This window comes from Qipengyuania sp. SM2512, assembly GCF_054954005.1.
In genome coordinates this window covers 1,717,547-1,730,500 of the sequence record NZ_CM143134.1, presented here as the reverse complement: position 1 = coordinate 1,730,500, position 12,954 = coordinate 1,717,547, and the positions used below count along the sequence as shown (strand labels likewise).

The 12,954-nt window shown below is 64.3% G+C and carries 14 protein-coding genes and 1 pseudogene; 5 read left to right on the top strand and 10 right to left on the bottom strand.

Annotated elements, in window-relative coordinates; all coding sequences use genetic code 11:
- Positions 1 to 3: 3 nt before the first annotated feature.
- Both ACQ5J0_RS08645 and dapE read right to left on the bottom strand, forming a co-directional pair.
- A complete protein-coding gene (locus ACQ5J0_RS08645; protein WP_462567057.1) occupies positions 4 to 1,239 on the bottom strand; it encodes a dicarboxylate/amino acid:cation symporter in 1,236 nt (411 codons plus the stop codon).
- Between the two features lie 39 nt (positions 1,240 to 1,278).
- Positions 1,279 to 2,415 (bottom strand): succinyl-diaminopimelate desuccinylase, encoded by a 1,137-nt coding sequence (dapE, locus tag ACQ5J0_RS08640; RefSeq protein ID WP_462567056.1) that lies wholly within the window; start codon positions 2,413 to 2,415, stop codon positions 1,279 to 1,281.
- A gap of 28 nt (positions 2,416 to 2,443) precedes the next feature.
- Here dapE and ACQ5J0_RS08635 point away from each other — a divergent pair, with 28 nt between their 5' ends.
- Positions 2,444 to 2,911, top strand: coding sequence for a cupin domain-containing protein (locus ACQ5J0_RS08635; RefSeq protein ID WP_462567055.1), 468 nt, complete (start codon positions 2,444 to 2,446; stop codon positions 2,909 to 2,911).
- Between the two features lie 16 nt (positions 2,912 to 2,927).
- On the opposite strand, the gene ACQ5J0_RS08630 is transcribed toward ACQ5J0_RS08635, so the two are convergent.
- A complete protein-coding gene (locus ACQ5J0_RS08630; RefSeq protein WP_462567054.1) occupies positions 2,928 to 3,797 on the bottom strand; it encodes a S1/P1 nuclease in 870 nt (289 codons plus the stop codon).
- 11 nt (positions 3,798 to 3,808) lie between these two features.
- Positions 3,809 to 4,480 (bottom strand): glutathione S-transferase family protein, encoded by a 672-nt coding sequence (locus ACQ5J0_RS08625; RefSeq protein ID WP_462567053.1) that lies wholly within the window; start codon positions 4,478 to 4,480, stop codon positions 3,809 to 3,811.
- 103 nt (positions 4,481 to 4,583) lie between these two features.
- On the opposite strand from ACQ5J0_RS08625, the gene ACQ5J0_RS08620 reads away from it, so the two are divergent.
- Both ACQ5J0_RS08620 and ACQ5J0_RS08615 read left to right on the top strand, forming a co-directional pair.
- Positions 4,584 to 4,991: a VOC family protein gene (locus ACQ5J0_RS08620; protein ID WP_462567052.1), complete on the top strand. Its 408-nt coding sequence runs from the start codon at positions 4,584 to 4,586 to the stop codon at positions 4,989 to 4,991.
- Positions 4,992 to 5,165: 174 nt separating this feature from the next.
- Positions 5,166 to 5,831 (top strand): hypothetical protein, encoded by a 666-nt coding sequence (locus ACQ5J0_RS08615; protein WP_462567051.1) that lies wholly within the window; start codon positions 5,166 to 5,168, stop codon positions 5,829 to 5,831.
- Positions 5,832 to 5,991: 160 nt separating this feature from the next.
- Here ACQ5J0_RS08615 and yihA read toward each other — a convergent pair whose 3' ends face one another.
- The 6 genes from yihA to ACQ5J0_RS08585 all read right to left on the bottom strand — a co-directional run bounded on the left by yihA (position 5,992) and on the right by ACQ5J0_RS08585 (position 10,418).
- Positions 5,992 to 6,636: a ribosome biogenesis GTP-binding protein YihA/YsxC gene (gene yihA / locus ACQ5J0_RS08610; protein ID WP_462567050.1), complete on the bottom strand. Its 645-nt coding sequence runs from the start codon at positions 6,634 to 6,636 to the stop codon at positions 5,992 to 5,994.
- On the bottom strand, positions 6,636 to 8,414 hold the full coding sequence (yidC, locus tag ACQ5J0_RS08605) for a membrane protein insertase YidC (protein WP_462567049.1): 1,779 nt from the start codon (positions 8,412 to 8,414) through the stop codon (positions 6,636 to 6,638). Before yidC ends, yihA begins: the two co-directional genes overlap by 1 nt.
- Before the next feature lie 83 nt (positions 8,415 to 8,497).
- Positions 8,498 to 8,719 carry a membrane protein insertion efficiency factor YidD gene (gene yidD, locus ACQ5J0_RS08600; RefSeq protein ID WP_462567048.1) on the bottom strand — a complete coding sequence of 74 codons (222 nt, stop codon included), beginning with the start codon at positions 8,717 to 8,719 and terminating at the stop codon, positions 8,498 to 8,500.
- Positions 8,716 to 9,105, bottom strand: coding sequence for a ribonuclease P protein component (gene rnpA, locus ACQ5J0_RS08595; protein ID WP_462567047.1), 390 nt, complete (start codon positions 9,103 to 9,105; stop codon positions 8,716 to 8,718). Before rnpA ends, yidD begins: the two co-directional genes overlap by 4 nt.
- Positions 9,106 to 9,250: 145 nt before the next feature.
- Positions 9,251 to 9,385 carry a 50S ribosomal protein L34 gene (gene rpmH / locus ACQ5J0_RS08590; protein ID WP_067611985.1) on the bottom strand — a complete coding sequence of 45 codons (135 nt, stop codon included), beginning with the start codon at positions 9,383 to 9,385 and terminating at the stop codon, positions 9,251 to 9,253.
- A gap of 151 nt (positions 9,386 to 9,536) precedes the next feature.
- A complete protein-coding gene (locus tag ACQ5J0_RS08585; RefSeq protein WP_462567046.1) occupies positions 9,537 to 10,418 on the bottom strand; it encodes an alpha/beta hydrolase in 882 nt (293 codons plus the stop codon).
- Between the two features lie 197 nt (positions 10,419 to 10,615).
- Here ACQ5J0_RS08585 and ACQ5J0_RS08580 point away from each other — a divergent pair.
- Together ACQ5J0_RS08580 and ACQ5J0_RS08575 are read left to right on the top strand one after the other, a co-directional pair.
- Positions 10,616 to 11,254: pseudogene (locus ACQ5J0_RS08580) on the top strand (magnesium chelatase domain-containing protein); the annotation flags it as partial.
- A 43-nt stretch (positions 11,255 to 11,297) separates the two neighbouring features.
- Positions 11,298 to 12,902 carry a recombinase family protein gene (locus ACQ5J0_RS08575; RefSeq protein ID WP_462567045.1) on the top strand — a complete coding sequence of 535 codons (1,605 nt, stop codon included), beginning with the start codon at positions 11,298 to 11,300 and terminating at the stop codon, positions 12,900 to 12,902.
- Positions 12,903 to 12,954: the final 52 nt, after the last annotated feature.

Sequence of the window (12,954 nt, the reverse complement as noted above, 5' to 3'; positions counted from 1 at the left end):
GCGTCAGACGTCGTCCGCGCTTGCCATCTCGGCGCGGTCGATCTCGTCCGTCATCGATCCCACCGTAACGGCCACCGCGGCATCGCCGGTGACATTGGTGACGGTGCGCATCATGTCCATGATCCGGTCGACCCCGGCGACGAAGGCGATCGTTTCCAGCGGCACGCTGACTGCGGTGAAAATCGCCGCCATCATGATCAGCCCGGCGCCCGGGATCCCCGCCGCACCGACCGAGCCGAGCGTCGCCAGCACCGCGATGGTGAGATAATCCGCCATCGACAGATCGACCCCGAAGACCTGCGCCCCGAACAGCGTGGCGAGCCCGAGATACATCGCGGTTCCGTCCATGTTGATCGTGGCACCCAGCGAGGTGGTGAAGCTGGTGACCGAACGGCTGACACCCAGATTGCGCTCGACGCAGCGCATCGTCACCGGCAGCGTCGCGTTCGACGAGGCGGTGGAATAGGCGACCGCCTGGGCGTCGACGATGCCGCGGAAGAAGGGGATCACCGGCAGTTTGGCCAGGAATTTCACTATCCCGGCATACATGAGGAGGATGATCAGCAGGCAGCCGGCGTAATTGAGCGCAACCAGCTTGCCCAGCGCGAGCAGCGCGGGAACGCCCACGGTCCCCGCCACCCAGGCCATCAGCGCGAACACGCCGAAGGGGGTCAGCTCCATCACCACCGCGGTGACCTTCTGCATCACGATCGAGCCCGAATCGAAGATCCGCTGGACCGGCGTGCCTTCGTCCTTGGCCATCAATATGCCGATGCCGATCAGCAGCGAGAAGATGATCAGCGGCAGGACGTTGACGTCGGCCATCACCTGCACCGGGCTTTGCGGGACCATGCCCAGCAGCATGTCCTGCCAGGTCACGACGGTGGGTTCGGGCACCGGCCCCATGTCGATCGCGCTGGTGTCGAGCCCGAGGCCCGGCTGGAACAATGCGCCCAGCCCGAGGCCGAGCCAGACCGCGACCTGGCCGGTCACCACGAAGATCAGGATCGCGCGCCCCCCGACGCTGCCCAGCTTGCGCAGATCGCCGATCGCCGCGACACCCGCGACCAGGCTGAAGAAGATCAGCGGCACGACCAGCATCTTGATGAAGGCGATGAAGATATCGCCGACGATCTTGATGCTTTCGGCGCCCGGCCCCCACAGCAGGCCGACGACGATGCCCAGGGCGAGCGCGCCGATGACCCGCTGCCACAGCGGAATGGCCAACCAAGTTTTCAACTGCAATCCCCTCGCAAATAACCGGCGCAGAACCCTGCCCTAGCGGCCCAGCGCCGCCGCAGCGATCGCCGTATAGATGCGGCTTAGCGCAGAAAGGTCTGCCACCGCCACCGCCTCGTCGCGCTTGTGCATGGTCGCGTTGACCAGCCCGAATTCGATCACCGGGCAGACTTCGCGCAGGAAGCGCGCGTCGGAGGTGCCGCCGGTGGTGGAGGCTTCGGGTTCGAACCCGGTTTCCTCCTTCACCGCGGCGGCGATGATGGCGGAGAATTCGCCCGGCGGGGTGAGGAAAGGCTCGCCCGAGACGATCGGCAGCGTGGTCCCGCCGTGTTTCGTGGCGATTGAGGCCACCAGTTCGGAGAGCGAAGCCCCAGAATGCGTATCGTTGAAGCGGATCGAGATCCGCGCGGTGGCCTTGGCGGGGATCACATTGTGCGCGACATTGCCGACCTCGAGATCGGTGATCTCGAGATTGGAGGGCTGGAACCAGTCGGTGCCTTCGTCGAGCACCAGCGCGTCAAGCTCGGCGAGCATCGCCACCAGCCTGGGGATCGGGTTGTCGGCGAGATGCGGATAGGCGACATGGCCCTGCGTCCCCTCGACCTCGAGCCACATATTGACCGAGCCGCGGCGGCCGATCTTCATCATGTCGCCCAGCCGGTTGACGCTGGTGGGTTCGCCGACGAGGCACAGGTCGGGCCGGTGGCCCTGTTCGCGCATGAAGTCTATCAGCGCGCGGGTGCCGTGGATCGCGGGGCCTTCCTCGTCGCCGGTGATGATGAAGCTGACCGTTCCCGTCTCGGCGGGCAGTTCGGCGACCGCGGCGACCATGCAGGCGATCGCACCCTTCATGTCGACCGCGCCGCGCCCGTAGAGCAGATCGCCCCCGGGGCTGGGGCGGATATCGGGTTCGAAGGCCTCGCTGGTCCAGCCGCCCCCGGGGGGAACCACGTCGAGATGGCCGGCAAAGGCGAAATGGCGCGAGCCCTCGGGTCCGCGGCGGATGGCGAAGAGGTTTTCGACCGGACCGTCTGGCGCCTCGCCGACGACGAAACGCGTCACCTCGAAACCCAGCGGCGCGAGCATGGCTTCCATTGCGTCGAACACCGCGCCGGTGGCGGGGGTGACGCTGGGGGCGGCCATCAGGCGCTTGGCGAGCTCGAGCACTTGGGTCATGCTCTCGCCGCTAGCGGAGTATCCATCCATGCCCAAGCTCGATCTCGACGCCATCCCCCGGACCAATGCCACCGGCTACCCGCCGCCCTTCGATGCCGAGGTCGAGGGCCGCTGGTATCGCCGCCTCGCACCGCCCGCCGGGCTCACGCTGCTTGGGGCGCGCCATGTGGTGCTCGAACCCGGCGCCTATTCCTCGCAGCGCCACTGGCACCGCGCGCAGGACGAGCTGGTGGTGATGCTCGCGGGCGAGGCGGTGCTGATCGAGGACGGGGACGAGACCCCGGTGCGCGCGGGCGACGTGCTCGCCTGGCCCGCAGGCGTGGAGAACGGCCACCGGCTGCACAATCGCTCCGGCAAAGACTGCGTCTTCGTCGCGATCAGCGGCGGCGACCGCGATGCCGATTCGGGAGAGTATCCCGATATCGACATGGTGTTCGGACCCGATGGCTATGCCCGCAAGGACGGGACGCCCTATCCCACCGAGCGCGTGCCCTGAGCCTGGCGGCGGGCGGCTATCGTTCCGCGGGTGGAAGCAGCCCCGGTGCGAAGGCCTCGTCGAGCAGCCGCGCCATGCGCAGGCCTGCCTGAACCACCCGCTGGCGCGCGACGGGGACCGCCGCGACGATGTCTTCCTGCGTCAGCGCGGTGGAATCGGGCAATTCCTCGTCGCAGGGGCTTCGATCGAAGGCGTTGGGATAGACGATGTCGCGCGCGGTCTGCCAGCTTTCGCGGCCCCAGTCGTCGGGCGTTCCTCCGGCCAGCTCGGCGCGTTCCGCGGCGGAATAGCGCCGCACCACCGGCGGCTCGTCGGTGATGGCGCGTTCGGCCAACGGGCCGTCCCAGATCCAGTGCAGGTTGAGATCGGGGACGATGCCGTAATCGGCCTCGCGGTCGTTGCCGCCGCGGTCCTCGTGATCGCCCGAATGCAGCGGCATGTGCACATCGCCGACGAAATGGACGAGGAAGGCGAGCGCTTCGAGCCTTATATGCGCGGGCAGACTTTCGTCGGCGAGCAGGCGGTGGCTGCGCTCGATCTGCCCCGTAACGCAGGCCCCGCCCGAGCAATTGGCGCGCGGGTTGAAGGCCTCGCAGACCGGCGCGGTGCGGTAATGCCAGGCGGCGGTGTAGCCCCAGCGCGAAGAATCGCGGCGCACGCAATCGGGCCAGACCGATGCGTCCTGCAAAGTGTCGAGATCGCAATCGGGGGTCGCCATTAGCTCGGAGCGGGCCAGCAACCGGGCAATGCCGCGCTGGGTTGCGGGGGCGATATTGGCCTGCGCGACATCGGCGGTCACCGTGTGCGCGTAGAAGCCCCAAGCCGCCGCTATCTGCGGTACCGCCAGCCCGAGCATGGCGAGGCACAGCGCGAACGCGCGCATCATTCCGGCGCCGCTCATCCCAGCGCGGGCGCCGAATCGTATTGTTCTATGACCCATTCTTCATTCTCCGAGGCCTCGATCCAGGCCTGCATCCAGTCATGTTCCCACACCGCCTGCATATAGGCACCGGCGAAGCCGGGAACGGCGACGCCATAGCTGATAAACCGGCTGACCACCGGCGCGTAGAAGATGTCCGCGGCGCCGAAGGTGCCGAACAGGAACGGCCCGCCCGAGCCGAACCGCGCGCGCGCTTCCGCCCACAACCCGAGGATCCGCACCACTTCCTGCTTCGTGGTTTCCGAAGGCTGGACGCCTTCGAAGCGCTTGCGGATGTTCATCGGGAATTCGCTGCGCATCGTGTGGTAGCCGCTGTGCATCTCGGCGACCATCGAGCGCGCCATGCCGCGCGCGGCGTCGTCCTTGGGCCAGAAGCGTTCGCGGCCGACCTTGTCGGCAAGATAGTCGAGGATCGCGATACTGTCCCAGACCACCGTCTCGCCGTCCCACAGCAGCGGGACCTTGCCGCTCGAGGCTTGCAGACCGCTGTCGTCCTGCTTGGCCGATTCCCAGCCCTCGCCATAGAGCGGTACGATGATCTCCTCGAAGGCCAGACCGGACTGCTTGGCCGCCAGCCAGGCGCGCAGCGACCAGCTCGAGTAATTCTTGTTGCCGATGATCAGTTTCATGCACTGCCCCGTTGGTTGCGGGCGCGGTAGAGCCTCGCTGCAACGCTGTCGAGAACGACACGACCATCTTTGCGATGCGCCGCAAACGAGTTAGATAGGCGCTATGACCCTACGCCCTTTCCACCTCGCCTTCCCGGTCCGCGACCTGACCGAAGCGCGCGCTTTTTACGGCGATCTGCTGGGCTGCCCGGAAGGGCGCTGCAGCGACCACTGGGTGGATTTCAATTTTTTCGGCCACCAGCTCGTGGCTCACACAGGTGGCGACCGCACCAGCAACCCCGTGGACGGGCACGATGTCCCCGTTCCCCATTTTGGCGTCCTGCTGGAAATGGCCGACTGGCAGGCGCTGGCCGACCGGCTGATAGCGGCAGGAACCGACTTCGCCATGGAGCCCACCGTGCGTTTCAAGGGCGAGATCGGCGAACAAGCCACCATGTTCTTCCGCGACCCCAGCGGCAATGCACTGGAATTCAAGGCGTTCGCCGACGATGCGATGATCTTTGCGAGTTAGGTAGGCGAGGGGAGGTCCGTCTGGCGTAGTGTCGGACCTGAAAACTGCCGTTCGGCTATCGACCCAAAGACCGCCTTCGTGGTGAATTCCCTAAGACGAAGATGGCTGGACCGTGAAGGGCAAACCGCCTGCCCCGGTTTTGGCTCATGTCTCCAGTACCAGTGAGGTGCTACGATGACCGGAAAAAATTTACTCGCACTGGCCCTCTCGGTCGCCGCTGTTTGCGCATGCGGCTTTCCTATTCTCCCGGCCGGCGCAGCGCCTGCTAATGCGAATACTTGTGAGACATTGGTGATAAATCCGTCGGACGTCAGGACAGCGGATGCCGCCGGGATCGTGCCCGCCGAAGACGCTGGTACGATTGAGATACTTTCTGTCGAAACCGTATCCTCAAAATGTGCGCAACAAATTCTAGCATTTGAAAATGGATCTTATGCAATGCGTGACGGAACGACTTTAACGAAGCCGTCCGGAAGCAATCAAGCGATACCGAAAGGGGCGAAACTTTATACTAATGATCTGCTGGCGGAAGTCCCACAAGGATTCTCGGCTGATGGCGACTTTATCGTTGCGGATCAAGTCGGCTACCGACGCATGGACGATCGGCTTATTACGCAATATATCGGGTTGTGGCGTTCGAGCGAGGGATCGCAGTTATACGGTTTTACTGTCGATGAATCTGGAAAGGCCAGCCCATTAAAACCGGTACTGTCTTCCAAAAAAGCGATCCAGAGCGTCTCTTATTTTCCGATGCCCGATACACGTTCAGGTACCCTGAATCTCGTCATGTCAGACGGAAATCTTGTCACTCTACAGTGGCGACACCCCGGATTTTTCTGAAAATCGACCGCCGTGTGCTCCAGTTCAATGCGCCGGAGACGATTATTACAGATATAACGTAAAGAAGCGTTGGTTGGGTGAATTTCCTATCAATTGGTGACGGCGGCTTTCCACCCAAGATCAGCCATTCCGTGAGAAACCAAACCGTCCCAGAACCCGACTAGACCCCGGCGTCGCTGAGCACTGCGGCGCGCAGTTCGGGGATTCCCATCCCCTTTTCCGCGCTGGTGACATGCACTTGCGGGAAGGCGGCGACATGCTTCTTGGCCTCGGCCTCGACCCGCGCGACGGTCTTTTCCAGCTCGCTCGCCTTGATCTTGTCGGCCTTGGTCATCACCACGCGGTAGCCAACCGCGGCCTCGTCGAGCATGGTCATCATCTCGCGGTCGACGTCCTTCAGGCCATGGCGGCTGTCGACCAGCACCAGCGTGCGGACCAGCACAACCCGTCCGCGCAGGAAGGTGCGGACCAGCTTCTTCCATTTGTCGACCACCGCCACGGGCGCCTTGGCGAAGCCATAGCCGGGCATATCGACCAGACGCATCTGCGTCGGCTCGCCGACCTCGAAGAAATTGAGCTCCTGCGTCCGCCCCGGGGTAACCGAGGCGCGCGCGATCGCCTTACGCGCGGTGAGCGCGTTGAGCAGCGAGCTCTTGCCGACGTTGGAGCGTCCGCAAAAGGCGATCTCGGGTACGGTCGGATCGGGGAGGAACTTGAGCTGCGGCGCCGACAGCAGGAATTCCACCCGCTGCGAGAACATCTTCTCCGCCCGCTTGGTCAGCGCCTTGCGTTCGTCCTCTTCCATCAGCTCTTGGCCCCGGTCTTGCCGGCCGCTTTCTGGGCGTCCTTCTCGGCGCGTTCGGCTTCCGCCGCGGCGCGCAGTTGCGGGTGCTTGGAGTAGAGATATTTCTGCTGCGCCAGCGTGAGGATGTTGCTGGTGTTCCAGTAGATCAGCAGGCCCGCGGCAAACGGCGCCATCACGAACATCAGCACCCAGGGCATGATGTTGAAGATCTGCCGCTGCATCGGATCGCTGACCGGGTTAAGCTGGAAGGTCATCCACATCGTCAGACCCAGCAGCACCGCGAGCACGCCGATCGCCAGGAAGCCGGGCGGATCGAAGGGCAGCAGGCCGAAACCGTTGAGGATCACCGCCGGATCGGGCGCGGAGAGATCGTCGATCCACAGGAAGGGGCGGTGGCGCATCTCGATCGCGAGGTAGAGCACCTTGTAGAGCGCGAAGAAGATCGGGATCTGGATGATCAGCGGCAGACAGCCCGCCAGTGGGTTGACGCCCTCGTCCTTGAACAGCTTCTGCATTTCCTGCTGCTGCTTGACGCGGTCCTCCTTGTGCTTCTCCTGCACCTCTTTCATCCGCGGCTGGATCGCCTTCATCCCCGCCATCGACGAGAACTGCTTCTGCGCCACGGGGAACATCACCCCGCGGACCACCACGGTGAGCAGGATGATCGCGACGCCGAAATTGCCGGCCAGCTCGTAGAGCTGGTGCAGCAGCCACAGCAGCGGCTTTTCGAACCAGCGGAACCAGCCCCAGTCGATCGCCAGGCCGAAACGCTCGATCCCGGAGTCCTCATAGGCGTCGAGCAGCGCGCTCTCCTTGGCGCCGACGAACAGGCGATTGGTCGCGGTGATCGCGCGGCCTGCGGGCAAGGTGATCGGCTCCTGGACCACATCCGCGCGGAACAAATTGCCGCCCAGCGCACGGAAGCTGGCTTCGGTTTCGCCCGCGCCCGGAATGAGCGCGGAGAGCCAGTAGATGTCGGTGAAGCCGAGCCATTCGGCCTCGCCCTCGGGCGTGGTCATGTCGCCCACCGGCAGATCGTCATAGCCGTAATCGTAATTGGCCGAGCCGCCGAAGACGCCGATCGGGCCGGAATGCGCGATGAAGAAATCCTCGCTCGCGGTTTCGCTGGTGCGCGCGATCAGCGCGAAGGGCTGGACCACCGCAGCCCCGCCGGATGTGTTGGCGACGCGCTGTTCGGCGGTGATCATGTATTGCGAGTCGATCGAGAGCGCGATCGTATAGGTCAGGCCATCGGCGCCGCGGTGCGTAAGCACCACCGGGCTATCGGGCGAAAGGACTTCGCCATCGGCTTCCCACACCGCATCGGCGGGAACGCGCTGGCCATTGGCCAGAAAGCCGAACTCGGCAAAATAGGGTTGCGGCGTGCCGGCAGGCGCGAACAGGCGGACCGGCGGGCTGTCTTCTTCGGTGGTCTCGCGATATTCCTTGAGCACGATATCGTCGATCACCGCGCCCCTGAGGTTGATCGAGCCTGCCAGCAGCGGCGAATCGATCCGCACCCGGTTGCTCGAGGCCAGCGCGCTTTCGAGCGTGACGGGCGTAGCGCCCGCGACGCCGGGCGCCAGGCCCGCACCGCTCGCGGTCGTGCCCGACCCCGCACCCGAAACCGCCGCCATCTCGGCCGGCGTATCGGCAATCCCTTCGACCGCTGCAGTGTTGGCGGGCTGCGGATAGAGATAGCCCACTGCGGCGTCCCAGCCCAGCAGGAGCAGGGCCGAAAGCACGACGGCGAACAGGAGATTGCGCTGGTTGGTCAAGGTCGATCCCGTTAAAAACTACGATCTGGGGTGCTGTATTGCATTGTCAATACACCCGCAGTTTGCGAATGGGCTGCGGATATTCAGGGCACCGGATCGTGCCCATGCCCTCCCCAAGGGTGGCAGCGCAATATACGCTTCGTCGCAAGCCATCCACCCCTGATCGCGCCGTATTTGCCCAGTGCCTGGATAGCGTATTCGCTGCAGGAGGGGGAAAAGCGGCAGGTCGGCGGCAGGACGCGGCTTGGGCCCCACTGCCACGCCCGCGCGATCCAGATCAACGGCCAGATCAGCGGGCGTTTCATCGCCTCGGACTGCGCGGCGGACCAGGCCTTCGACCGCGGCGACGATCGCCCTTGCCCTGCGCCGCGCGCGTGAGCGCGAGATCGAGTTCCGCGGCAAGGCTGGCGAAGTCGCGCTCGATCCCGCCTTCGCGGCCGATCAACACGTGGTCGTGATCGGGCAGGCCGCCTTCGGGCAGGGCCGCCCACAGCAATTCGCGAAAGCGGCGCTTCATCCGATTGCGGACCACCGCATTGCCGATCTTCTTGGTGACCGTGATGCCGTATCGGCGGTCGCGCCCGCCATTGGGATGGACCAGCAGCACGAAGCCGGGCTGCGCCACGCGGATCCCGCGATTCGCCGCGAGAAAGTCGGCGCGCTTGGCGATGGACTGTGGGTGCCTCGACATGGCCAGAGTTCACCCCCGCGACGGGCCGGGAACGACACGGGCTCCCTCAGGGAGCCCGCATGGCCGATCGGCCGACTGTATCGCCGCAGCCCTGAGGCCGCGCGAGCAGGGATGGCGCACGCACATCGGCGCGCGCGCAATCACATCAGGCGCAGAGCGTCTTGCGACCGCGACGGCGGCGGTTGCGCAGCACATTGCGGCCACCCGGGGTGGCCTTGCGTGCGAAGAAACCGTGGCGGCGCTGGCGCACCAGGTTGGAAGGCTGGAAAGTCCGCTTCATCGGATCGTCCTTATCTAAATACGGTCAAAGGATGCGCGGCCAGGAACAAGCGGCACGGAGCATCAACAAAAAGGGCCGCCCGTCGAGGCGACCGCTCTTGGGAGGCGCGCATAGTGCAGCCGCGCCCCGGCGTCAAGCGACGCGGGCCCGCTTACTGCATGCGAACCGAGAAGTAGGCGATCCGCGGCGAGCGCATCTTGGCGTAGCGATCGATCCATTGGCCCATCTCGCCCGCTTCCATCCAGCGCGCCCTGTGGTGCGGGACCGAATTGGTCATCGCATAGAAGGCGCGCGCCTGCTGCGACGACATGCCCATATCGGCATAATAGTCGAGATAGACGCGGTTTTCCGGGTCATCGAGCGAGAAATCATCGGCCTCGCGGCCGTATTCGTCGCGCCAGCTGTGGACCGCGAATTCGGCGCCGGGCTCCATGCTGCGTTCGATCCCGGCAAGGAACAGCTCGACCGCGCCCGAGCGCACCGAGCCATGAGCGGGAACATGGGTGGCGAGGCCCGCCTTGCGGATCATCCGGCCAAGCTCGAGATTAGCGCGGTCGTCCAGCGTGCCCGGGCATTCGATCATCTCGAGTCGCGCCAGGCCCGGGTTGTCCGCAAGCACGCGGGCGAACCAGCTGGGGCTCATCGCATCGGTCTCGCCGACCAATTCGACCCGGTCGCCGATCACGCGGAAGGGGCCGTACTGCAACGCGCCATAGCGGGCGGCGGGACGACGCGACTGGACGAAGCTCTGCGTCTCGGGCTGCTGCACCGGAGCGCGCCACTGGGGGAGGTCGCGCGGGGTGGCGGAATAGGTGATGGTCTGGCCCTGAGCGGCTCGCGGAAGCGCATAGCGCGCCGCGAGTTCGCGCGGCTGGGCGGCGCTGCGCGGCTGCGACGCCGCGGGCTGAACCTGCCCTTGCCATGTCGCCACCGGCTGCGTCGGCAGATAGATGAGCGCCAGCGACTGGGCGGCGGCGGGGCCGGCACCGGCAAGACCGAGCGCAGCGAGCGAGAGAGTGGCAAAGCGAAGCATGTCGCATGATTTGGGCCCGCCACCTTGCGAACATGCCAAGGGCCTTGGTTAACCCGGTCTTTACCATGCTTGCCGCGAAGCCGTTTCGAAGCGAGCCGCTTAACGCAGCCCGCACTCGACAGACGGGAAATCGCGTTCCAAAAGAAGCATCGGCAAGATGCCACGACATAAGGGCAAGCACCTGGAGGGGGATAGGCTTGGTCGCACTGGTACGCACAGTCGCCTATCTGGGGCTCGAGGCACGCGCGGTCGAAGTGCAGTGCCAGGTCGCGCCCGGGCTGCCGCGCTTCAGCGTCGTCGGCCTGCCCGACAAGGCAGTGGGCGAAAGCCGCGAGCGGGTGCAGGCCGCGCTTTCCGCCATGGGGCTCGCGCTGCCGCCCAAGCGGATCACCATCAACCTCTCTCCCGCCGACCTGCCCAAGGAAGGGTCGCATTACGACCTGCCCATCGCGCTGGCACTGCTGGCGGCGATGGGGGTGACCGATGCCGAGCAGCTGATCGACTGGGTGGCAGTGGGAGAGCTGGCGCTCGATGCGCGGGTGGTGCCCTCGCCCGGCGTTCTGCTCGCCGCGATCCACGCCAGCGAGGCCGAGCTGGGGCTGATCTGTCCGCGCGCGCAGGGCGCCGAGGCGCGCTGGGCCAGCGGAGTGCCGGTCATCGCCGCGCCGGATCTGGCCAGCCTTATCAATCATCTCAAGGGTACGCAGCGGCTAGCCGAACCTGAGCCGGGGCAAGTGGAAGCAGCCCCGCCCGGACCCGATCTGAAGCGGGTCAAGGGACAGGAAACCGCCAAGCGCGCGCTGGAAATCGCCGCCGCCGGAGGCCACAATCTTCTAAGATAAGATACCCCTACGCTCATAAGTCTGTTAGGGGAATTCGATGGACGCAGTTATCTACGTGCGCTGGTCAAGCGCGGACCAATCGCGGGGCTCAAGTCGAGAACGGCAACTTGAAGATTGCCGCCGGCATGCTGAAGCGAAAGGGTGGACTGTCGTAGCCGAGCTTGAGGACGAAGGTATCTCTGCGTTTAAGGGACACCATGCGTCCTCAGGTGAACTCGGCCGCTTCGTTGCGGATGTGGAGGCCGGAGCCTACCCAGATGGCATCGTCCTTCTGACCGAGAAGTTAGATCGCCTGTCGCGCGAGGAACCGGGGCGCGTCTTCAGTTGGATGCTGCAAGTAACTCATGCAGGCGTGATCGTCGCCACAGTCGACGGCGATCGGCAGTATAAGCACGGCCAACTCGACATGGCCGGCATTATCGAGATCGTGGTCAAAGCGCAGCTTGCGCACGAAGAGTCGCAGAAAAAGGCCGACCGGGTCTCCGCTGCTTGGCGCCAGAAACGCAGCCGGTTGGCCGATGGCGAAACTCTGGTCATGACGCGACGCGTCCCAGCCTGGATTGAGGTTCTTGGTTCGCCCCCTGCATTCGCCCTCATCCAAGAACGAGCTGATATCGTGCGACGTATCTTCGAAGAAACAGTGGCAGGATTCGGTAAGCAATCCATCGCTCGCCGCCTCAATGAGGAAGGCGTAGCCACTTTCGCTCGCGCCAGCGGCTGGCACGCCTCCTACATTCAAAAGATACTCAAGAGTCCGGCGGTCATCGGAGAGATGCAGCCGGGCAGGAAACCGCGCGGCGAGCCACGCGAGCTCGTGGGGGAGGCGGTTCACGACTACTACCCGGCCGTCGTTAACGCTGATCTACATGCTCGAGCCCTGCGCAGCATCGCAGGACGGTCGCGACGCTTCGCCGGTCGGGGGCGGCGGCTCGTCAATATATTCTCCGGCGTCGCCAAGTGTGGCGAGTGCCATCAGCGTATGACGTTCAGAGGGAAGGGTAAGAAGGTCCGCGCCAATGGCGAGATCGTCGCTGAGGATTACCTTGTTTGCGATAGCTATCAGCGTGGACTGGGATGCGCGAATAAGCAGCACTTCAACTACGCCACCTGGGAGACCGCCATTCTCAACGCCGTTCTCACGAAGGCGATGGGCGATGAACATTTCGCTTCACAGCAAGAAGTGAAGGAACTTGAGGTCGAACACGCCGAACTCATCCGCAGGCGTGACGCAAATCTACGTAAGGCCGGAGCAGCGCTCGCGCTATACTTGGAAGCAGAGCGAGAAGAAGTGAAAACGGCTTGGTCCAATCTTACCGACGAACTGGATAAATGCAACGCAGCACTAGTCACCATACGAAAACGGATAACTAAGGCGCGCGGCGTCGTGTCGCCATCAGAGCACCAGAAGAGGATTGCCGAGCTGTTCAACCAGATGGAGGACAAGGATGAGGATATCCGATTTGAGGCACGATCGCGTGTGATGGAGGCCGTTCACGAGCTACTACTTGCCATGGAGTTCAGAAGAGACCCTCCGTCGGTCGAGGTCAGGACCAAGAGCAAATTCGGGATTAACATCGAATGGATCGGCGGCACCGGTTCGAGGGCGGAGTTCTTTTACCGCTATGATGAAGGCTTCTTTTGAACGGGCTTATCGTCGGCGCCCACTTCGTGATGATGACAGAGGACGGCACAGT